This window comes from Streptomyces sp. BRA346 (assembly GCF_052851135.1).
The window spans coordinates 211,696-231,572 of sequence record NZ_JAIWIH010000022.1 but is presented as its reverse complement, the minus strand read 5'-3'; the positions used below and the strand labels follow the sequence as shown (position 1 = coordinate 231,572).

Annotated in this window: 18 protein-coding genes; 12 read left to right on the top strand and 6 right to left on the bottom strand. The window is 66.1% G+C overall.

The window, feature by feature from the left end; translation table 11 throughout:
• Window positions 1–28 precede the first annotated feature (28 nt).
• The 9 genes from LCH29_RS25700 (at window position 29) to tyrS (ending at window position 10,384) form a co-directional block, all read left to right on the top strand.
• On the top strand, window positions 29–1,558 hold the full coding sequence (locus LCH29_RS25700; RefSeq protein ID WP_446464077.1) for an amino acid permease: 1,530 nt from the start codon (window positions 29–31) through the stop codon (window positions 1,556–1,558).
• 285 nt (window positions 1,559–1,843) lie between these two features.
• Entirely contained in the window at window positions 1,844–2,539 is a 696-nt protein-coding gene (locus tag LCH29_RS25695) for a restriction endonuclease (RefSeq protein ID WP_446464076.1), read from the top strand.
• A 190-nt stretch (window positions 2,540–2,729) separates the two neighbouring features.
• The gene (locus LCH29_RS25690; RefSeq protein ID WP_446464075.1) at window positions 2,730–2,945 is read left to right on the top strand and encodes a hypothetical protein; all 216 of its coding nucleotides are present in this window, start codon (window positions 2,730–2,732) and stop codon (window positions 2,943–2,945) included.
• A gap of 713 nt (window positions 2,946–3,658) precedes the next feature.
• Window positions 3,659–4,096 (top strand): DUF4254 domain-containing protein, encoded by a 438-nt coding sequence (locus LCH29_RS25685; protein ID WP_446464074.1) that lies wholly within the window; start codon window positions 3,659–3,661, stop codon window positions 4,094–4,096.
• A gap of 43 nt (window positions 4,097–4,139) precedes the next feature.
• A complete protein-coding gene (locus LCH29_RS25680) occupies window positions 4,140–5,822 on the top strand; it encodes a pyridoxal phosphate-dependent decarboxylase family protein (protein WP_446464073.1) in 1,683 nt (560 codons plus the stop codon).
• Entirely contained in the window at window positions 5,819–6,880 is a 1,062-nt protein-coding gene (locus LCH29_RS25675; protein ID WP_446464072.1) for a glycosyltransferase family 9 protein, read from the top strand. Before LCH29_RS25680 ends, LCH29_RS25675 begins: the two co-directional genes overlap by 4 nt.
• Window positions 6,877–7,830: a phosphotransferase family protein gene (locus LCH29_RS25670; RefSeq protein WP_446464071.1), complete on the top strand. Its 954-nt coding sequence runs from the start codon at window positions 6,877–6,879 to the stop codon at window positions 7,828–7,830. Before LCH29_RS25675 ends, LCH29_RS25670 begins: the two co-directional genes overlap by 4 nt.
• Before the next feature lie 4 nt (window positions 7,831–7,834).
• Complete coding sequence (locus LCH29_RS25665; RefSeq protein ID WP_446464070.1) at window positions 7,835–8,977, top strand: glycosyltransferase family 4 protein; 1,143 nt, start codon at window positions 7,835–7,837, stop codon at window positions 8,975–8,977.
• Between the two features lie 138 nt (window positions 8,978–9,115).
• Window positions 9,116–10,384: a tyrosine--tRNA ligase gene (gene tyrS, locus LCH29_RS25660; protein WP_446464069.1), complete on the top strand. Its 1,269-nt coding sequence runs from the start codon at window positions 9,116–9,118 to the stop codon at window positions 10,382–10,384.
• Between the two features lie 85 nt (window positions 10,385–10,469).
• On the opposite strand, the gene LCH29_RS25655 is transcribed toward tyrS, so the two are convergent.
• From LCH29_RS25655 to LCH29_RS25645, 3 genes are all read right to left on the bottom strand, one after another.
• Window positions 10,470–11,129 (bottom strand): HAD family hydrolase, encoded by a 660-nt coding sequence (locus LCH29_RS25655; protein ID WP_446464068.1) that lies wholly within the window; start codon window positions 11,127–11,129, stop codon window positions 10,470–10,472.
• Window positions 11,130–11,457: 328 nt separating this feature from the next.
• Window positions 11,458–12,180 (bottom strand): hypothetical protein, encoded by a 723-nt coding sequence (locus tag LCH29_RS25650; RefSeq protein WP_446464067.1) that lies wholly within the window; start codon window positions 12,178–12,180, stop codon window positions 11,458–11,460.
• Between the two features lie 12 nt (window positions 12,181–12,192).
• Window positions 12,193–13,995 (bottom strand): Hsp70 family protein, encoded by a 1,803-nt coding sequence (locus LCH29_RS25645; protein ID WP_446464066.1) that lies wholly within the window; start codon window positions 13,993–13,995, stop codon window positions 12,193–12,195.
• 268 nt (window positions 13,996–14,263) lie between these two features.
• Between LCH29_RS25645 and LCH29_RS25640 the strand changes: the two genes are divergently transcribed.
• From LCH29_RS25640 to LCH29_RS25630, 3 genes are all read left to right on the top strand, one after another.
• Window positions 14,264–14,527: a hypothetical protein gene (locus LCH29_RS25640; RefSeq protein WP_446464065.1), complete on the top strand. Its 264-nt coding sequence runs from the start codon at window positions 14,264–14,266 to the stop codon at window positions 14,525–14,527.
• Between the two features lie 309 nt (window positions 14,528–14,836).
• Entirely contained in the window at window positions 14,837–15,190 is a 354-nt protein-coding gene (locus LCH29_RS25635) for a DUF317 domain-containing protein (protein WP_446464064.1), read from the top strand.
• Window positions 15,191–15,458: 268 nt separating this feature from the next.
• Window positions 15,459–16,280: a DUF317 domain-containing protein gene (locus LCH29_RS25630; protein WP_446464101.1), complete on the top strand. Its 822-nt coding sequence runs from the start codon at window positions 15,459–15,461 to the stop codon at window positions 16,278–16,280.
• A 79-nt stretch (window positions 16,281–16,359) separates the two neighbouring features.
• Here LCH29_RS25630 and LCH29_RS25625 read toward each other — a convergent pair whose 3' ends face one another.
• From LCH29_RS25625 to LCH29_RS25615, 3 genes are all read right to left on the bottom strand, one after another.
• Complete coding sequence (locus LCH29_RS25625; protein ID WP_446464063.1) at window positions 16,360–18,078, bottom strand: mobilization protein; 1,719 nt, start codon at window positions 18,076–18,078, stop codon at window positions 16,360–16,362.
• A 61-nt stretch (window positions 18,079–18,139) separates the two neighbouring features.
• Window positions 18,140–18,637, bottom strand: coding sequence for a MobC family plasmid mobilization relaxosome protein (locus LCH29_RS25620; RefSeq protein WP_446464062.1), 498 nt, complete (start codon window positions 18,635–18,637; stop codon window positions 18,140–18,142).
• A 320-nt stretch (window positions 18,638–18,957) separates the two neighbouring features.
• On the bottom strand, window positions 18,958–19,785 hold the full coding sequence (locus LCH29_RS25615; RefSeq protein ID WP_446464061.1) for a DUF2637 domain-containing protein: 828 nt from the start codon (window positions 19,783–19,785) through the stop codon (window positions 18,958–18,960).
• Window positions 19,786–19,877: the final 92 nt, after the last annotated feature.

Here is a 19,877-nt window from a genome sequence, read left to right as displayed (position 1 = left end):
CGCGCGATCCACGAAGGGCGGAATCTCCATGCCTCTTGACGTCTCCCGCATCTCCGACGAGGAGCGCCTGAAACAACTCGGCTATCAGCAGACGCTCTCCCGCTCGATGTCCGGCCGGGCCAACTTCGGCGTCAGCTTCACGATCATCTCCATCCTGTCCGGCTGCATGACCCTCTACGGGTACGGCATGAACACCGGCGGCCCGGCGGTGATCATGTGGGGCTGGCTGTTCGTCGGCCTGATGACGCTGTTCGTCGGCCTGTCGATGGCCGAGGTCTGCTCCTCGTATCCGACCAGCGCCGGCCTGTACTTCTGGGCGCACCGCATGGCCCCCAAGCGCTCCGCAGCAGCCTGGGCGTGGTTCACCGGCTGGTTCAACACACTCGGCCAGATAGCGGTCACCGCCGGCATCGACTTCGGCGCCGCCAACTTCCTCAACGCACTGCTCGATCTCCAATTCGGCTACGCCGCCACGCCGGGCCACACCATCACGTTGTTCGGAGCCATCCTCGCCCTCCACGGTGTCCTGAACACCTTCGGCGTGCGCATCGTCGCCCTCCTCAACGAAGTCTCCATCTGGTGGCACATCCTCGGTGTCATCGTCATCTGCGGCGCCCTGGTGCTCGTCCCCGACCACCACCAGTCGACCGGGTTCGTGTTCGGTGAATTCGTCAACAACACAGGCTTCTCGTCCAGCGGCTACGTGGTGCTGATCGGTCTCCTGATGGCGCAGTACACCTTCACCGGCTACGACGCCTCCGCCCACATGACCGAGGAGACCATCGACGCATCCACCGCCGGGCCCAAAGGCATCGTCCGTTCGATCCTCGTCTCCCTCGCGGCCGGGTTCGTCCTCCTCTTCGGCTTCACCTACGCCATCCAGTCCTACGCCGGCGCACTCGCATCGGGGACAGGGGTGCCGCCGGCGGAAATCCTCATGAACGCCCTCGGCGCGGCGGTCGGCAAATGGCTACTGCTCGTGATCATCGTCGCGCAGCTCTTCTGCGGCATGGCGTCGGTGACCGCCAACTCCCGCATGATCTATGCCTTCTCACGTGATGGCGCCCTGCCCTTCTCCAGCACGTGGCACAAGCTCAACCCTGCGACGCGAACCCCCACCAACGCCGTGTGGCTCGCCACCGGTGGCGCCTTCGTCCTCGGTCTGCCCTACCTGTGGAACACCACCGCGTACGCGGCAGTGACCTCCATCGCGACCATCGGCCTCTACATCGCCTACGTGATCCCCACCTTCCTCCGGCTGAGGCAGGGCGCCCGTTTCGAGCGGGGCCCCTGGCACCTTGGCTCGTGGTCCACGACCGTCGGCACCATCGCCATCGTGTGGGTGCTGGTGATCACCGTGCTGTTCATGCTGCCGCAGACTTCGCCCGTCACCGCGGAGACCTTCAACTACGCACCTATCGCGGTCGGCGTCGTCCTCGCCTTCTGCGGAACCTGGTGGCTCGCCTCGGCGCGTACCTGGTTCCTCAACCCTGCGCACCCGCGCAACTCCAGCTCGGATCGCCAGGGTGTCGGCAGAAGGGGCGGAGTTCGTCGATAGGGCCCCGGAGATCCGACTCGTTCGACGAAACGGCCGAAGTTGGTCGAGCGAGCACCGGAAAACCCTGGTCATCGGCGTTCAAGCGCACCGGGCTGCGGTAGACGCTGGCCGAAAATCGATCACTTAAAGTGATCAAACCTCCACACGTTGTCAGAGCTGCGTGCTCTCATTGCCTGCGCGGGGATCGTCAACGGCTCTGGACAGGAGGACTTACTTCATGGGGGTAAAGGTGGAGGCTCACGTTCGGGTCGCTGTCCCGATATGGGCGCGCCCGGGTACGGCCCGATGAGCCGCCGACGCCCGGCGCGGCGTACCGGCCGACGTGGGCCGGTACGCCGCACCAAGAAGCAGGATGAGCAGGTTGCTCTGCTGGCCACCGGGGCTGTGGCGATCGTCGTGGTCGTCACCGTCGTGCAGTGGCTGCTCGCGCACTGGTGGATCATCCTCCTCGCGGTCGTGGTCGCTGCGGTCGGCGGCGGCTTCTGGCTGCACCAGGTACGGCAGCGGGCCGAGTGGGAACGTGTGCGCGCCCGTGCCCTGCGGATGCGGATCGCTGAGTTGGACGCGCTGGATCACCGCGCGTTCGAGTTCGCGATACGCGACCTGATGCGACGGGACGGCTGCCGTGCCGAGCGGATGGGCGGCGCCGGCGACAACGCCTGCGATGTGCGGGCCGTCGATCCCGCCGGGCGTGTATGGGCCATCCAGTGCAAGCACCGCCGGGACGGAGACCGTGGCTCTGCCGTTGGCGTCGGCGTCCTACAGCAGGTCAACGGCACCGCACGGCAGATCCATGGAGCGGATATTGCCCTCGTCCTCACCAATGGCCGCTTCAGCTCCAAGGCCATCCCATGGGGAAAGGAGCACCGGATACATCTCGTCGATCGCCGCAAGCTCGGCGAGTGGGCTGCCAGCTCCCGGCCCTTGTGGGAGCTGCTGGACCGCATCCCGCCCCCACGTCGTCCAACAACCCTGTCCTGAAACTGCCGAGTGGGGCGGTGGGTGCGAGGGGAGGGTCCTGGCGGCCAGCGTAACGCCGCGAGAGCGCCATGAAACCAGCCGCTGGACAAGTGCTCTATCGCCAAGCACTGCGGATGGGGCCGTTGAGAAGTACCCGGTTCGAGCTATGCAGAGAGGCGGAATGCCCGGTGCTGAGGGGAGGACTGGCCGGATGATTTTGACCATCAACGTCGCGGTTCTGCTAGCGGTGATCATCGTTATGCGACTGCGCCGACGCACACAGGCTCGGAGCCGGTTCGACGAGAAGATGACCGTGGTCATCGTTCTGGTCTTCGGCGTCCTGATCGCTCCAACCAGCTTCGGGCAATGGATATTTAGCGTCGTGGGCCAACTCGCACAAAACATCTCGCAGACCGACGGCCGCTGAGTCCTTGACACCGTCCATGGCTGTCGAATGTCCGTACCCGGTCGGCATTCCGGTCGGGTACCGAGGCATGTCCGCGCCGCGATGAGCGGTGCACTGCTGCCTCAGCAGACCAGCGCCGCACTGTGCCGTCTGGTTCCATCGACCTGGATGGCCAGCCTTGTGCGCGGGCAGAGGCGCCGGATGCTGGGCGCCGTCAAGGAAGTGCCGTTTGCTGCCCCGGGGCTGAGGCTGTCCGGGCATCGCGGGTCGGACGGGAGGTCGGCGACGAGGAGTGGTGGCATCGTCTCAGCAGGCGGAGAAACTGGTGCGAGATGGCCCATGATCGTCTGTTCTCCCTGAGCTGTTAGCGTGCCACGAGATCAACTTAGGGGCAGGGGCGGACCTGGATGGACGCCAGGCGACCACTCTGGTCGTTGAGTCAGGCGCAACATGGAATAGTCATCGTGGAGTAACGCGTCCCTCTAGGGCACCCTCCGGTCGTGCTCAAGGTTGTCTTCAACGACGGTCGGCAGAGACCGTCCTAACGAGAGACCGAAGGGGGATCACCGCCCATGACCAAGACCCGTGCACGGCTGGGTACAGACACGGATGAGTCGGAGGTAGGCCCGCACGCTCCGATGACGACGAGTACATCCCGCCCCGACGTAGCAGGTGGGCAAGGTGAATGGTGCGAGGACGCTCTCGCCGGGATCCCAGCTCCTTATCGGCCAGACTTGTTGCAGGTTCTGGTCCAGCTGCATGCGGTCAACAGCCGCCAGTGGGATGCCGAGGACCGGGTACGGCAAGCTGGGGACGGGGAGATTCCGGCCATCAAGCGGGAGATCGACGAGCTCAACGGCCTTCGCCATGCACTCATCGAGCAGATCGACCGGATCTTGGATGCGGCGTGGAGCGCCAATGAGGACGTGCCTCCCATCACGGAGTCGATCGGTTCGGCGCTTGACCGGCTCTCGGTGCAAAAGCTTCGAATCGTTTACACGGAGCGAGTGGTCGGGGGTGACGCCGCCGCGGCAGAGCGAGTCGGGATTCTGCGTCGTCAGTACGACGATCTGGTGTGGTCCATCGCGGTTGCTTGTGAGGATCTCGCGGCCGGTCGACGGCGCACGCCCCGCCCCGAGCGCATGAAGCTCTACGGAAAGTCCGTGCGATGAGCACGGTAATGTTGCTCCTCCGAAGCGCCGGGATCGATCTGCGATGACGACTGATCCCTACGGAGCCGGAGATGAGTTTGAGCGCTGGCGCAGCGGCCTGTTCCTGCATCCCGACGGGACCAATGCCGATGCGCTTGTCGATCTCCTTCGCCGCGCCCTCGATGAGACGCTGAGCCACCAGGGCGAGGGGCCCCTGTATCCGCGCACCGGCCAGGAGGATGGGCGTTCCCCTGTGGGCGACGGACGCCTGCCGGAGAGCCCTGTCACGGCGGAGACGGCTCTCAGCCAATTGCGCTGGTGGCTCGCTGGGTCGGTCAAAGTGCATCACCAGATGTTCGCCAAGAACATCGTTCCGCCACCGTCGTTCGTCAACCTGGCAGCGCTGTGCGCGGTCTCGTTGTTCATGCCGAATGGCGTTACTGGGGAGGATGCTGCGGAGACCCTTTCCGCGGAGTTGTCATCCGCCCAGGCGCTGGCGCGCCTGGCGGGGTACGACCCAGAGCGGGCAGGCGGCCTGTTCACGTTCGGCGGCACGGCGACCAACCTCTACGCCATCAACGTCGGCATTTCCAAGGCACAGCCCGACCACGCCGAGCGTGGGATTGAGCCCGGGATGGCCGTCGTCGGGTCCTGGCCGGCGCACTACTCGCAGAAATCCGCGTGCGCGTGGCTTGGGATCGGCACCCGAAACTACATATCCGCTGCGTCGCTACCCGACCAGACCACGGACCTGGAGTCGATGGAAGCAGCCTGTCGCGACGTGCTGGCACGCGGCCACCGGCTTGCGTGCATCATCGGCGCGGGCGGGACGACTTCCAACATGGCTGTCGACGACTTCGGCGAGATCGCTGGGATGCGGGATCGCCTGGCCGCCGAATATGGGTTGGATTACACGCCCCATGTTCACGCAGACACGGTCATCGGGTGGGCATACCTCTGCTTCATCGACTACGACCTTCATCAGAATCCCCTCGGCTTCAGCCCTCCCGTGGTGGCCAAGCTGTCACGTCTCGTGGAGCGTCTGAAAACGGTGCGGCACGCCGACTCGTTCGGAACGGACTTCCACAAGACCGGTTTCGCGCCCTATACGTCGAGCATGATCGTCATGCGAGAAAGTCGGGACTTCTCGCGGATGCGTCGCGACGGCGGAGAAATGACCCCGTTGTTCCACGACAAGGACGCCTACAACCCCGGGACCTTCACGCTGGAGACGTCCAGGTCGGCAGCGAACATGGTCGCGACCTGGGTTGGCTTGCAGGCTCTGGGTAAGCAGGGGATGCGGCAATTGCTCGGCCACGCGCTTGAAACAGCCGAAGCGCTCCGGCGGCACATCAATGCCTTGGCAGGTCGCGATGCGACAGCCATCAACAGACATGCGTACGGCCCGGACGTGTTCGTGCGTTGTTATCCGCCGGATGATCCCGCCATTACCGAGGAGGATTTCGACGACACCAGCTCTGTCCGCCGGATAAACCAGTACACCTCTGACCTGTTCGCGTGGCTGTCGAATCAGCGGGTGCCGGACGCTGAACAGATCGCGGTGAGCAAGACCTCCGCGGCGTTCTACACACCCGCCGGCGAGCCGGTCGTTGCTCTACGGGTGTACTCCCTCAACCCGTATTTCTCCGATGCTCACGCCAAAGAGCTGGTGGTGCGCCTGCTGAGGGGCAAGCGACGCTTCGACGCTACGTACATGCGTGCAGAGGCGTACGAGGGGGCTCGATGAACCGACCGTCGCTGTGCGGCCGAGAAGAGCTGCCGACGCGCTTCGCAGCCGCCGACCTTCCCGTCCGTGACTGCGTCGAGTTGGCCGCTGGCCTGGCCTCCTACGCCCGGACACATGGACTGACCCAAGTCGAGGTGAGCGGGCCTCCGGCGATGCGTGATCTCATCGAGGAGTTCGGCTTCGACGAGGTGCGATTTGTCGATGCCCACCAGCAGGCCGCAGTGGACATTGCTGCGGTTCCCCGGACTTGGCGCTGCGGCCAACGAGGGTTGCGCTGCCTGGGCGACCAGCTCGTCGACGCAGCGAAAGCCGCGTCGCGTGAGGACACGCCGCTGTCAACGCTCGCCGAGGGAACCGTGATGCGGTTTGCCCGCCATAACCGCCTCGGCGACGCGCTGGGCATCGTGACCGGCCTGGAGCACTACTGCCGCGACAACGCCGTGGCGTCGATTGCCGTGACTGGTTCGTCGGCCCTTGCCGAAGTGGCGGAGGTGTTCGCGTGCGAGCGGGTGAGCTATGCCCCTTCGCCCAGCGAGTCGATTAACGGCGACGCGATCTTCGCCCGATCCTCATGGAGCATCCCTTGGCTTGATCGCTTCAACCACGCCGTCACCGACGCCTTTGGAGGGCGGGCCCGCCACCGAGTACAGCCGCTGCCTCTCCGCCGGGCACCGACGCCTCGTGGCCAAGAGAATGTGGTGTATTGCCAGCTCGATGCGCGTTCTAGCACCGCGCCATCTCGACAATCAGCCCGGCGGCTCCTGAATCAGGTCTCAGCACACGGTGAAGTGCGGATCCTCGGTGGCCCCGACACCCAGACGTACCTCGGCGAGGACCTGACCTACGTCCGGGCCGACCTCCCCGAAATGGTCGCCCGCCTGCTGTCATGCCGTCTCTTCGTGGGGTGTGACAGCGGCCTGGGCCACCTCGCGGGTTGCCTCGGTGTGCCTGGCCTGATCGTCAGTACCGACGACTTCGAGACGACCTGGTCATTCTTTCGAGGCTACGCCAGCCTCAATGTCATCCCGCTCGCGGCAGCAGAGGTCCTCCTGCCATGAAGCCTCCGACAGAGCAGGCAGTCCTGCGGGCGGCCGGTCGATGCCTGAATCAAGAGGCCGTAACCGCGAACCGAATCCCGATGGGCCGCAGTCACTTCGTGTTCACGGTGCAGTTGGCGTCCGGTGAGCGCGTGATCGCACGGATCACGCGCCACGACCGTGCCGAGTGCTTCACCGGATTCGCGTACTGGCGGCGCCAGCTGGCAAGGGTGGGAGTGCCCGTTCCCCGCGTACTGCACATGGACCTGAGCGGGACCGTACTGCCCTGGCCGATCATGTTCCTTGAGCAAGCCCCAGGAACTGATCTCTGTAACGTCTACGCGAACCTTACGGCGGCCGAGAAGCGCAGCATTGCCGACGACCTGCTCGATCTCCAACACCGCACGCGCGGGCTCCCACCCGGCCCTGGGTACGGCGGTATCGCCAGCTACGGCGACCTTCGTTGTCATCCGCGCTGGTCGGACGTGCTGTGGGAGTACTTCACCGGTGCAGTTGATCAGCTCGCGCCCCTGCAACGTCAGGCCCCGGCCATTGGACAAATCCGCCGGAGCATCCACGAGCTGGGTCCCGAATTCGATGGGATCGACCCGCTGCCCTATCTGATCGACGCCACTCACCAGAACGTGTTGGTGGAGGGCGGGAAGGTCACGGCAATCGTCGACCTAGACGAGGTCGGATTCGGTGACGCCCTGTACCCGCTCGGAGTCGCGCGCGCCGGTCTTCTTGCCCGTGGACCGGAAGCCGACTGCATTGAGCAGGTTGCGGCACCGCTGTGCGTCGGCCCGAGTCGGCGTCGTGTATTCGACCTGTACTCGGCGGTCGCATGCCTCAAAATGCTCGCCCCGAGTCCCCTCAGCGTCGTCGGCCCGCCCTCCGTTGGCAGCCAGATCGCCACCCGGCTCTGGAGCTTGCTCGATGCCTTTGCCGTCGCCGCGGCCCACAAGGAGTAACGTCATGGCCGGTGTCCTCTTTGTGAGTATCGACGACTTCACCCGCGAGGGCTTCACAAATGGCCTGTTCCTGCAAGTTCGCGAGCTACTGAAACGCGTCGTAGCCCGAGGGCACCCGGCCAGCCTCGCCTGTATCGCTCAAAGCGCGGACCCCGGAATCGGACGCAGAGCCCGAACAGTCCAGGGCTGCGCTGTCCACGAAGCCTTCGTCGGTGCTCCGGGGGCGGCCAGCGCGTACCGGCAGGCTCTTCAGGATATTTTGAATGATCTGGATCCCGACGTGATCCTGCTCAACTCGTGTGCGGTTCGCCTCAATGAAGCGCATCACGCCGCGCTGGATGAAAGCCTTGCGAGCGGTCGGCAGGTAGCGATGCTGGTGACTGACCAGCTCTACCCCACAAGCAGTGACCACCCCGACGAAGAGGTGGGGAGCTACTACGAACTGATGAGGCAGACCAGCGTGTATGCGGTCAGCCAGACCATCGCCGATGCCTTCCATGGCCAAACCGGTGTGCCGGCGCAAGTTCTCCCCAACCTCCTACCCGAGCGACGAGCCGACCCTGCACCTTCGGGGGCAGAGGGGCGGTTCCTGACCTTGATCAATCACCACCCGATCAAGGGCCGGTGTGTCTGGGACGCACTCATTCGACAGCGCCCCGGCGACGACTACCTGGTCGTGGAGACCTGGCCCGATGTCCCGGCGTATGTGCCACCCTCATCGAACGTCCAAGTGGCCCCCTTCGCCCCGGACCCCACCACGATCTACAACCGCACCAGGATTCTGCTGGTGCCGTCCCTGGGCCCAGAAGGTCTCGCGCGGGTCACGCTGGAAGCGATGGAGTCAGGCGTGCCCGTCGTGGCTCACCGGATAGGCAGCCTGCCCGAACTTGGGAATGCCGCGATGTTCGTCGACCCGCCACCCATCGCCGACTACGAGCTCGATGGCAACGTGCTGTATCCCGTGGTTTCCGGGAATGACGTCAAGCGGGCCGCGCGAGATCTTGGGCAGGCAATCGACGCACTTGATCATGATCCGGCGTTCCGGGCCCGATTCGTGACCAACGGGAGGGCGCTCGTGCGTGACTACCGTGATCACAGCGAAGCTGTCGCCGACCGCCTGCTCGACGCATGGTTCGGGACTGTGTGACTCAGGACACTCAGATGTGGGGTGATCTTGACTGTTCCGTCCCACACGCCGTCGTTGACCAGCACAAACGCAGAAGCTCGGGCTGGACGACTAGACTGGCCGCCGCACTGTACGCGCGACTCAAGGAGACACGGGACCGTGACGGCCATCGTCGACGAGCTCACGTGGCGCGGGCTGATCGCCCATGCCACTGACGAGGACGCATTGCGCAAGGCTCTCGCGGACGGCCCTGTCACCTTCTATTGCGGCTTCGACCCCACCGCGGCCAGCCTGCACGTCGGCCACCTGGTGCAGGTGCTCACTATGCGGCGACTCCAGCAGGCCGGGCATCGGCCGCTGGCACTCGTGGGTGGCGCGACCGGTCATATCGGCGACCCTCGGCCGACCGCCGAGCGCACCCTGAACGACCCGGAGGTCATCGCCGAGTGGGTGACCCGGTTGCGTGCACAGATCGAGCCGTTCCTCACCTTTGAGGGCGACAACGCGGCGACCATGGTCAACAACCTGGACTGGACCGGCGGCCTGTCCGTGATCGAGTTCCTGCGGGACGTCGGCAAGCACTTCCGCGTGAACAAGATGCTCACCAAGGACTCGGTCGCCCGGCGCCTGGCGTCCGACGAGGGCATCAGCTTCACGGAGTTCAGCTACCAACTGCTTCAGGGTATGGACTTCCTGGAGCTGTACCGGCGGTATGGCTGCACCCTCCAGACGGGCGGTAGCGACCAGTGGGGCAATCTCACGGCTGGTCTGGATCTGATCCACCGCCTGGAGCCGCACGCCGAGGTGCACGCGCTCGCGACGCCGCTGATGACGAAGGCGGACGGAACCAAGTTCGGCAAGACGGAGACGGGCACGCTCTGGCTCGACCCGGAGATGACCACTCCGTACGCGTTCTACCAGTTCTGGCTGAACACGGATGACCAGGACATCTCGCGGTACATGCGCATCCTCTCCTTCAAGTCCCGCGACGAGCTGGAGGAGCTCGAAAAGGTGACCGAGGAGCGGCCGCAAGCCCGTACCGCGCAGCGTGCGCTTGCCGAGGAGCTGACCACGCTGGTGCACGGCGCCGGTCAGTGCGCCTCCGTGATCGCAGCGTCAAAGGCGCTGTTCGGTCAGGGCGAGCTCGCCGAACTCGACGAGGCGACGCTGGCCGCCGCGGTCTCCGAGCTCCCGAACGCCAAGGTGAGCGAGCTCGGCCAGGTCACCGATCTGTTCGCTGAGGTCGGCCTGGTGCCGAGCAAGTCAGCAGCCCGCCGCACCGTGAAGGAGGGCGGCGCCTACGTGAACAACGTCAAGGTGACCGCCGAGGATGCCGTGGTCACGGCCGACGAACTCCTTCACGGACGCTGGCTGATGCTGCGCAGGGGCAAGAAGAATCTGGCGGCTATCGAGGTCACCGGAGCCTGACGCAGACCGGGAGCGGAAAGCTCAGCCGTGAGCCGGGGGAGCGCCTCCGGCTCACGGAGCCAAGTGGTAGGGACGCTGCGGAAGTTCAGTGGGTAGTGGCGGCCAGCAGCTTGGGCAGGTCGCGCATATCGTCGAACAGGGTGGTGCCTGGCCCTTTCAACCGTGAGGCTGGCGTGAGACCGCCGCAGTAGCCCAAAGTCCGCATACCGGCGGCACGGGCTGCCTGAACTCCGTACGCGCTGTCCTCGATCACCACGCACCGCCCGGGTTCCACGCCCATGGATCGCGCAGCGTGCAGAAAGAGGTCAGGGGCAGGTTTGCCTCGGGCGACGTCGGCTGCGCTGAAGATGTGCCCTTGGAAGTGGTCTCTCAGGCCGACGATCTCCAGGTTTCTCCTGAGGCTGGCGTGATCAGTGTTCGATGCGACGCAGACGGGCATGGCAAGGCCGTTCAGGGCTTCTGCGACGCCATCGACAGCGGTCAGGTCAGCTTCGAGGGCCGCCTGGTAGAGATGCTCGTATTGCCGCAGCCAGTTCTTCTCCAGGCGCCGTCCCAGCCGTTCTTCCACGGCGGCCGTGTAGACCTCCGTGGACGAGCCGACGAACTTCTCGATGATCTCCTCCTCGGTGAACGCGCACCCCAGGTCAGCCGTGATCATCGCGTCCACTTTGACGCATATCCGCTCGCTGTCCACCAGCACGCCATCACAATCGAAGATCGCCAGATCGACAGGACTCCGCGTCATGATCGGCAGTGTAGTCCTGCGGCGACCAACCTCCCTGCCGCGTATGGACGCCGTCGACCAGTCCCGCAGCGGGCGCCACCGACGGCTGCGTACGCGTAAACGCGCGACGTCTCGATCGGGGACAGATTTGTCTTCTGTCATCTAATCGCAGCGTTTGACTGCCGCGCATGTGCCGCCCCGTCATGCCTCCGGGGGCGTAATTGGCCGAAGGCGGGGTGGCGCCAGCGATGGCTGGGCGGCAGGAAGCGAGATACCGGACCGTGCCCGCATACGCGTTGCTGGGTTAGGCGCCTCGATCGTTTTGGCACTACGTGTTGCGAGGCGGGTCTCAGAGGGAGGTGTACACGTACTGAAGACAGTACGAGCGCCCATTGACGATGTATGCCGGCGCCATGACGAAGAGCACCGGTGCTCCCTGGTCACAGGAGGGCCATTGTTCCTGGCGTGCCGGGTCGAGCGCCATGCCCGGTTTGTATTCCATGTCCCAGCTGTGGTGGAGACCGGCTCGGTGGATCTCCAGTGCTAGCTCGGAGCAGTGACCTCGGAGTGTGGTGAGGGCGCTCTCGATGTGGCCATTGCCCTCCGGGAGGTGAAGGCGGCGGACGATCTCTCGGCTGGACCTGAGGTCGTCGGTGAATAGCTGCTGGCTCAGCAGCCCCATGAGACGGTAGCCGCGCTCATGTTCAGGATGGTCCATGACGCGGTCACTTCGCTCGGCATAGCGGCGGGCAAAGTTCAGCAGACGCTGCTCGACCAGGGTGCGGTACTGGCGGGCGAGGGCCTGGTGTTTGCCGTGCTCCGCTCCGGGGAGGTCGTCGCGCTCTGCCGTCCGGGCAGCCATCAACGCGCCGAGCTGACGTTCCAGGCGCTCCAGTCGGCGCCACAGTTGCCTGTGTTCGTGTTCGCCGACTTTGGCGGACTTCTCCAGCTGATCGATCCGCACCAACGCCTGGTCAAGCAGTTCCTGCAGGGGTTCCTCCTCATATACCCACTCGATATCTGCTGCAGGGCTGTCTTCGGGTACTTCACGACGAGGACTCATGAATTGCATCGTCGTTCCCTGTTAGTAGTTGGAGTGGAAGCGGACGCTTGTAGCGACTTCTCCGCCGCCTTGGACGAGTTCTGCACGAGCTTTGATCTCGGTCTCGCCGAACCGCATGAACAGGCGCAGCGCGCGTTCCTCAAGACTGAAGCGCATGACGGGCCTCAGGTCCACGGTGACCGTGGCCAGGGCGTCGCACCCTGGATCGGTGACGTAGCGGGGATCCGGATGGCTCGTCGCGTAGATCGTGAAGTCGACCTCGGTGTGGGCCTCTTCGAGCGGCAGGTACTCGCGCATCACCTCGGCGTCTGTGGGCACGGAGGCTCCGGCTCGGGTGAAGATGGAGAAGCGGTCAGCGCAGGTGGCCCTGCCCTGCGATGTGACGTAGCGCTTGGCCTCGGGGTCGGTGCCTTCCTCGAAGTCCTCATTGACCTCCGTGCCGTAGGTGAAGCGGCTGCGCCGCGCGCGGGTCTGGGGGTCGTAGCAGAAATGCGTGGCGCCGAACAGGACAGCGATGTCGGGGTTGGGGGGCACCATCACCTGGGCGCGCTCGCCGAAACGCTCCTTGACCGCCTGCTGGAGGTATGGGGAGTTGCTGAAGCCGCCGACCAGGAGGATGACGTTGGGGCTGCTGTTCTCCCCGCGGGTGGCATCCATCTCCTTGAGCTGAGCCTCGATGAGGTCAAGCGTGCCGGGGATGACGGTGTCGAACAACGCGTGGATCTGGGCGGGGGTGAGGACGATGGCATCGTTGATTTTGTTCTGCCGCCGGGCGAGGCGCTTGCGGACGGCGGCCCCCAGCCGGCGGTCGATGGCCGTGGGGATGAGCAGGTTGAGGTTCTCGTCCTGGTCGAGAGCCACGTGCAGCTTGCCGCGCTCCCACTGGTCAACGAGGTTGAGCAGGGCATCAGGACAATTCTCCTGGATCTCGTCCAGGATGTCCTGATCGCCGAGGCAGTCCCTGAGATGCTCCTTCTCGAAAGCGCGATTGAGGAAGTCTGACCCGAAGCGGTCGCCGATGGACCGGCCGATCTCGATCATCTTTCCGTCGGTGTCGTTCTCGTAGGCCGTGATGTCTACGGTGCCGCCCCCGCAGTCCACCACCATGAAGCGAGAGCCAGGCGCCAGGAGATCGCTGGTGGGGCCATTGTGGTCGCCGACGACCCGCACTCCGGACACCCGCGCGTAGTGTGCTGCCGCCTCCGGCTCGAGGGACAGCAACACCCTTCCGTCCTCACTGGGCAGTCCGGCGTCCATCGCGATGCCGCGCAGCACAGACTTCTGGTAATCGCTCCAACAGGCGGGCGATGTGAGACACCAGCGAACGTCGTCCTCGTCGTATCCGCTGGCAGCGATCTGGCGGAGCGTCACCGCGACGACCTCGCGCAGCAGCATCGTCAGCAGGTCAGGTGTCAACCGGTCGGTGGGGGTACTGCGCTTCAGCACTTCCCGCTCCGTGTCGCCGGGTTCTGCTGGCAGAGGGGCCGAGTCAGCGCTGCTGTCGTCGGTGGTCTGTGGAGCCGGGCGCACCCCGAGGTCCATCTTGAAGCCATGGTGGTAGCGCACCCCCTGGTCGCGGAGTGCTGCACCCTGAGTGAGCCAGAGCCGCCGGGCGTCGTACCCCCAGGCGATCAGCTTCCCGTTGCCGTCGAGCAGGAGCGCCGACAGGTTCTTCGCGGTGGGTGCGGGCTGTGACTCCCACTGGTCACAGAAATGGATCTTCCGGCTGGAGGGTTCGGCGTTGGATTCCGAGATGACGCACCAGGCGGCGCCGATGCCGTGGGTGCCGATGTCGATGGCCGCTACGAGGCGAGGAGTAGACACGCGATTCCGTTCGTACAGACGAAAGGGTGAACCTCAGGCCCGGAACACGGTGCCGGAACGTGAGAGTTGTGCAGTTCTGCACAATCGCTTGTTTTCTGCGCTGAGTTGACGCTCAAGATGTCGCAGACCGGCGGCGTTTTCGTCGGCAGGGGAATGGCGACGCGGCGAAGAAGTCACTCGCAGGGAGTAGTCAGGCTGTGCAATTTTGAACAGTGGTGTGCAATGCTGCACAGTCGCGTGAGCGCCGTCACCGCTTACCCTGCGGCGGATGGAGAGCAGCAGCAGCGACGTCCGATCGCATCGCGCGTACAAGACCGAGAGGGCGGGCGTCTCGGATGCACCGTCGCCGGACAACGCAGACACCGCGCGGGAGAAGCTTGAGAAGTACCGGCGTACCTGTGCCACTCGAGATGTCTTGGTCATCGCGGCGAAGAGATCGGGGTTGAGTGAGGTCGAAATCGCTCAACTCTCGGGCCACTCCCGCAACACAGTCCGCAGCATTCTTGCAAAGCACGGTGAGCGCGCAGACTGAGAGGGTTTCGTGGCAGTACGGGACTTAGCTACCCGGCCGGCGCTCAGCAGTCTCCCCCTCGACTCCCTCCGGTCAGGTGCCGCTTCACTGGACCCCTAGCGGGCGCAACTGCGTCAGGAATCCCTTGCCAATCCAGGGCCCCGTATAGCGTCTCGGCTCAGTTCGATGACAAACGACTGGGTTCGATGTCAAAGGACAAGAGTTCGCCGGGGGCAGACGGCAAGGATCCACGAATGACTGGCCAACGTGTGCAAGCACATGCCAACGTGGACCTTCGTCTAAATCCCCAGGTCAAAGAGGTGATTGCCTGTGGCTGAGGTACCCCCGAGTCCCGGATTCTCCACCACCATCGAGGCCCTGCGGTTGCGTGAGTGGCTAATCGGTCCGGGTGAGCCCATGCTCGTGATAGATCAGTTCTACGCCGACGATTTCAATCTGGTCGTGGACGACCGTGCGGACGTACACGTCAATTCGAAGGACGGCCGTTTCTATCTCGGATGGTTCCCGTCCGGGCGCCCTGGCACCGATCGCGAGGGATGGAAGATCGCCGTTACCGGCACGGCCAAGGCGCGCGGATACCGGATTTCATTCGACACCGAGACGCCGGCCGATGTCGTCGCTGCCGCTGTGACTCGCGCGCTGGAGACCTCCCGGCAGGTGTGAGCCGAGGATCGAGTCGCAGGGCCGCAACTGGAGGCTGCTCTCCGCCCACCCCGGCGGCCTCACGGCCGGTTTCCACCCCGTCTTGCCTCGTGCCAGGAGGCTGACTATGGCACGGAGATTTCCGTCGCCGACCTCATCGACGTTGTCCGCCTGCACTCGGGCATGCCAGTGCGGCATGTGATGAGTCTGTTTTCCCGATGCCGCCCCGGCTGGCGCACGTCGCACAGGCTACGGAGCAACCGGGCGGTTCGTAATTCCCCACCAGCCCCTGGAGGCGCTCCTGTATCCCGACTTCCCGTACGACCCGTCCACCTCGACCAGCGCTCCGTCCGCGTATTGGGTCGGCCCCCGGCATCTGGCAGGTGACGACGGGCATCTCTACGATGCCGTCGCTGACACGCTCGCCGACCTAGGTTGGACGAGCGTGACGATCGTCCGGGGGCGACAGGAGTTGGACGAGGTGCCGGAGGACCGTCAGGTTCTGCGCAGCACCGTCCTTCACCTCAGCCCCGACACCCTCCGCTGGGTCCAGTGGGTCCTGCCGGACGAGCCCTTCCACCTGGGGAGTTTGCCGATCGCCTGGCAGGTCTCCGCTCGTTCGGACACAAGCAGCCCGCTCGCGCAGTGGTCGGCGTACTTCACCCGCGATGTCCCCGGCGAGGTCCTCGCTGACTTTCTCGTCGCGCTCGACGAGCGCGATCAGCCTGCCGTACCGCTTGGCGGCCACGAGCTGGTCGTCGACGCTGTTGCGGCGCATGGTTGGCTGCGCGACGTCGACCAGCCTGGGGTGAGGGCAGTGGATCCGACCTTCGCCTCCCACATCCGCCTTGGTGAGGTGCCGCCTCTCATTCAGGACGCCGACCCGCTCGCCCTCGTGGCCGAGGCTGACGAGGCAGTTCTGGCTGGGTGGCAGGCGTGGGCCGAGCCGGTGTTTGGCGCGGGCTATCTGTGGGCGGCGTCGTTCGGCGCCAGCGTGCCGCATGACCTCGTCGCTGCGTTCGCCGACTCCCTCAGCTCCACCGCACCGGTCTTGCGTCGGGTGCTGCCCGAGAGCACACAGGACCGGCTTCTGCGAGCGCCAGCCGACTGACGACCGGCTGCTCTCCCCTGGCGCGACGAGCCCGGCTTCCTCGGATGAGGAAGCCGGGCTTTATGCACGAAGTCCGCAGCTATGACCGGCCGCGGCGGACCGGGGATTGGCTCCGTGTCTGCTGCCACGTGTGGTGGGCGGCGTGCTGGGCTGTGTGTGCTTCGGTTGCCGTGTGGCTGGTGGCGGCCGGTAGGTCGGCGGTTCGGCGCAGACGCCAGACCAGCACGTTGCTTACGGACTCCGCCGTGGCGAGTTCGCGATGCCGGGCAGCGTCGCTCAGGAGAAATGCGAGGTCGTGGCCGGTGGCCTCGGCATCGGTGAGGGTGGCGGCGAGCGCGTACCAGCCGGGCTCGGCGAGGACCTGCTCCGCCAGCTCCGGCACGGCTTCGCGCAGTACTGCCGTCTGCCGCTGGAGGAGAGGGCGGCCCAAGCGTCGGCCGCGCTGGTAAAGGACACTGAGGGGCTCGGCCGCCGCGGGCTGGTAGGCGGCCCGTAGGTGCTCGGCGGTCTGGCGGGCTGCGGCAGCCTGCTGGGCGTGTCCCTTCTTCGCGTGCCAGTGGGCGGCGGCGGTGATGAGGAAGAACATCATGTCGATCGCCATCGCGGTGGTCGCACCGTCTTCTCCGAGGCCCAGGGCGGGTCCGCTGTGGATGAGGTCGCGGGCGGCTTGTCGCAGTGCCCGGTCGTGTCCGCGCTCGGCCCGGATATGGGAGCGGGAGGCGCGCTCGAACGCGATGGCGGCCTTGTGTAGTTCACCGCGCGTGTGGGCGGCGGAGGTCTTCGCCAGGGCGTCCAGAACCTCGCCGGTCGCGGCGATGTGCGCGGCGGCGAGGGCATCGTCGCCGTGCTCGACGAACAGGACCGCGTCCCATGCCGCCGCTGCTGTCCGCCTACGGGCGGTGGCTGGTGTGCCCGGCACGTTACGGACGGGAGCATCTTGCCTGGTGTCCTGGTCGTGGGCGTCGCCGGACCAGCGTTCCCGGATTCGGGGCAGGGACAGGTCCGGCGCGAGGCGCGCGCCAGGGTAGAACACCGGCTCGTCGTCCTTGTTGCGGTCATCGGGCAGGGCGACCTTGTAGCCGAGCAGGTCCCCGGAGGGGGCGAGGCGCTTGCGGATCAGCAGGCCGGCGGAGGCCAGCCGTTCGAAGAACTCCTCCTCGCTGGTTGCGCCGGCCACCGCGCGGCGCACCCTCTCCCGAAGTTGTTCCCGCGCGGTGCGTTCGCGGCCCTGGCGTTCGGCCTTGTGGCGCTCGGCGCTGGTCGGTCGCCGGGCGGCGGTGCCGTCGCCCTTGTTGAGGCGGCGCAGGCCCAGCTCCGCTTCGAGGGCGCGGGCCTGGGCTTGGACGCGGGCGGCGTCGTGGTTGAGGTCGGGCTTGTAGCCGTCTTCGCGGGCGACGGTGGCGACGATGTGGATGTGATCATCGGCGTGGCGGACGGCTACCCACCGGCATCCCGCACCTTGCTCGGGGTCGTCGATACCGGCGGCGGCGACCATCCGGCGGGCCACCTCGCCCCACTCCTCGTCCGCCAGGATCCGGTCCTCGGCACTGTTGCGGACGGACAGGTGCCACACGTGCTTCTTCGGCCGCTGGGCCTGGTCGATGTTCTCGACGGGCTGGTCCAGAAGCTGCTGGAGCTGCCGGAGGGTGGCAGACCGGTCCCGGCCGGGGTCGGGGGCATTGTGGTCCCAGGAGGCGACCAGATGCGGGTCGATGTGCTCCTCGTGTTTCCCGGGCCCGTACAGGTAGTACAGGAGCCCGATGGTGCGCTGGCCGCGCTTCTGAATCCGGGGGATCATGCTGTGTCCGAGGTGGTTGGTGGGAGTGGTGGGCGCGGGGCGGCGTCGTATGTAAGCCAGGTCAGTGCTGGTCCAGCAGTCGGTCGGTGGCTGCCTGTACGCGGGTCACGGCGCGCTGGACCGCCGCGATGATCGCGTCCATCTCTGCTGGCTGGCCGCCGGAGTTGATGGCGCGGGCAATCTGATTGAGGTTGTTGCCGACCTGTCCGAGGTGTCGGCGGGCAGCGAATAGCTCGGCGACCAGCTCGCGGTGGCCTGCGATGGCGGCGGCGGTGTTGTCGAGGTCGTGTGCGGCGGCGAGGCCGCTGCGGGCGAGGAAGGCCGGCAGGCTCGTCCGCGTCGTGCTGGCGGCAGCGGAGAGCAGGGTCTTCTCGTCGTCGTTCAGGCGGACACTGCACACGTAATCGCGCTTGTGAGAAGGCGGCTTGGGCGAGCGTTTGCGCGAGGTCTTCTTCGCGTCGCGGCGCTGGCGTGGTGACGGCTTCTCCTCCGGCTGCGATCCGCCCTCGGTCGTTGCCCCATGGGCCAGCTCCCCCCGGTGCTGGTCCGCTCCCGCCACTCCCGGGGCGGGCTCTGGCCAGGCTGCCTTCCCCGACGGGGAAGAGTGTCGTGGCCGATAACTTGCTCCGCTTGGGGCTGGGGTGTCGGTTGACGCATCACGGTGGGTGAGGTGCATGTGGTGCTCGTCGTGCATTGGGTTGGTCTCCATCGAGTCGTGTGGGGCGCGGCTGCAGCCGTAGCTCGGAGCCGGAGTCGGTCAGGTGAGGTGCCGAGTGGCGGAGCTCGGTGTTGATGGCCTGGTTGGTGGCGTGGTTCAGCTGGCTGTGCCAGGTGGTGGCGGGACGTGATCCGCCAACGCCTGCTGTTTCGCCATGGCCCTCACGTGACGATGCCGCTCTTGGCGGCATTCAGTTCCGCCCTGACGGCGTCGGCCGCCTTCTTGGCGTCGTCTTTGCTCACGGTGTAGCCCTTGGCCCTGACTGCCTCCTCCAAGGCGGTGCGAGGGACTTGACCGGTCTCGGCACCGAGGGCGCGTGCCGTGGCCAGCAGTTTCTCTTCGGGGACGGTGCGCTGGCGGGACCTGGGCGCCTTCTCGGCGGAGGGAATCTTGGTGGCGCCGGGCTTCGCCTCGGGCGCCGGCGCGGGGCTGCTCGTCCTGGCGGGCGCCATGGTGTTGGCGTCGCTCGCCAGCTCTTGGCGGATCTGACGGCCATCCCCGGGCTTGGCGGACACTGCTGGCGCCGTGGCGGGCCTCGCTTCCGCCACGGTGTCGTCGGCGAGGTGGCGGTTCATGACGAGGTAGAGGTGGACGGCGCCGGCGAGGGCGAGTGGGGCGATGGCGGACAGGGCACCGGCGGTGGTGTTGTTGAGGCGGAGGCGGGTTCCTTCGTTGAGGCCGATTGCGTGGACGACGTTGGCCGCGATGCTGGTGCCGGTGGCTGCACCGATGAGCGTCCACACGTAGAGGCGGGAGCGTAGAGGCGCGCCTCGCAGGATGAGCAGGGCGACGATGCCGATGGCGATGAAGCCGTCGATCACAAGCGGGAAGAGGTAGGTGAGCGGCCCGCGGACGTGGCCTGCGACGGCCATCTGGCGCAGGGCGTCGTAGGAGAGCGCGAAGCCGAAGGCGGCGAGCAGGACGATGCCGACGCGGATGGAACGGCTGCCGCGTACGGCGGCGAGGGCTATCGGGGCGGGGGAGGGCAAGTCAGGTCTCTCCAGGGTGGCGCGGTGAGCTTGCGGTGCGGCGTTCACGGAGGGGGCGTACACGCAGGCCCCCTTCTAAAGGGGGGCCCGCG

Coding starts and splice junctions, on each gene's coding strand:
- LCH29_RS25700 (WP_446464077.1), top strand. CDS start 29: ATGCCTCTTGACGTCTCCCGCATCTCCGACGAGGAGCGCCTGAAACAA.
- LCH29_RS25695 (WP_446464076.1), top strand. CDS start 1,844: ATGAGCCGCCGACGCCCGGCGCGGCGTACCGGCCGACGTGGGCCGGTA.
- LCH29_RS25690 (WP_446464075.1), top strand. CDS start 2,730: ATGATTTTGACCATCAACGTCGCGGTTCTGCTAGCGGTGATCATCGTT.
- LCH29_RS25680 (WP_446464073.1), top strand. CDS start 4,140: ATGACGACTGATCCCTACGGAGCCGGAGATGAGTTTGAGCGCTGGCGC.
- LCH29_RS25675 (WP_446464072.1), top strand. CDS start 5,819: ATGAACCGACCGTCGCTGTGCGGCCGAGAAGAGCTGCCGACGCGCTTC.
- LCH29_RS25670 (WP_446464071.1), top strand. CDS start 6,877: ATGAAGCCTCCGACAGAGCAGGCAGTCCTGCGGGCGGCCGGTCGATGC.
- LCH29_RS25665 (WP_446464070.1), top strand. CDS start 7,835: ATGGCCGGTGTCCTCTTTGTGAGTATCGACGACTTCACCCGCGAGGGC.
- LCH29_RS25655 (WP_446464068.1), bottom strand. CDS start 11,129: ATGACGCGGAGTCCTGTCGATCTGGCGATCTTCGATTGTGATGGCGTG.
- LCH29_RS25650 (WP_446464067.1), bottom strand. CDS start 12,180: ATGCAATTCATGAGTCCTCGTCGTGAAGTACCCGAAGACAGCCCTGCA.
- LCH29_RS25640 (WP_446464065.1), top strand. CDS start 14,264: ATGGAGAGCAGCAGCAGCGACGTCCGATCGCATCGCGCGTACAAGACC.
- LCH29_RS25625 (WP_446464063.1), bottom strand. CDS start 18,078: ATGATCCCCCGGATTCAGAAGCGCGGCCAGCGCACCATCGGGCTCCTG.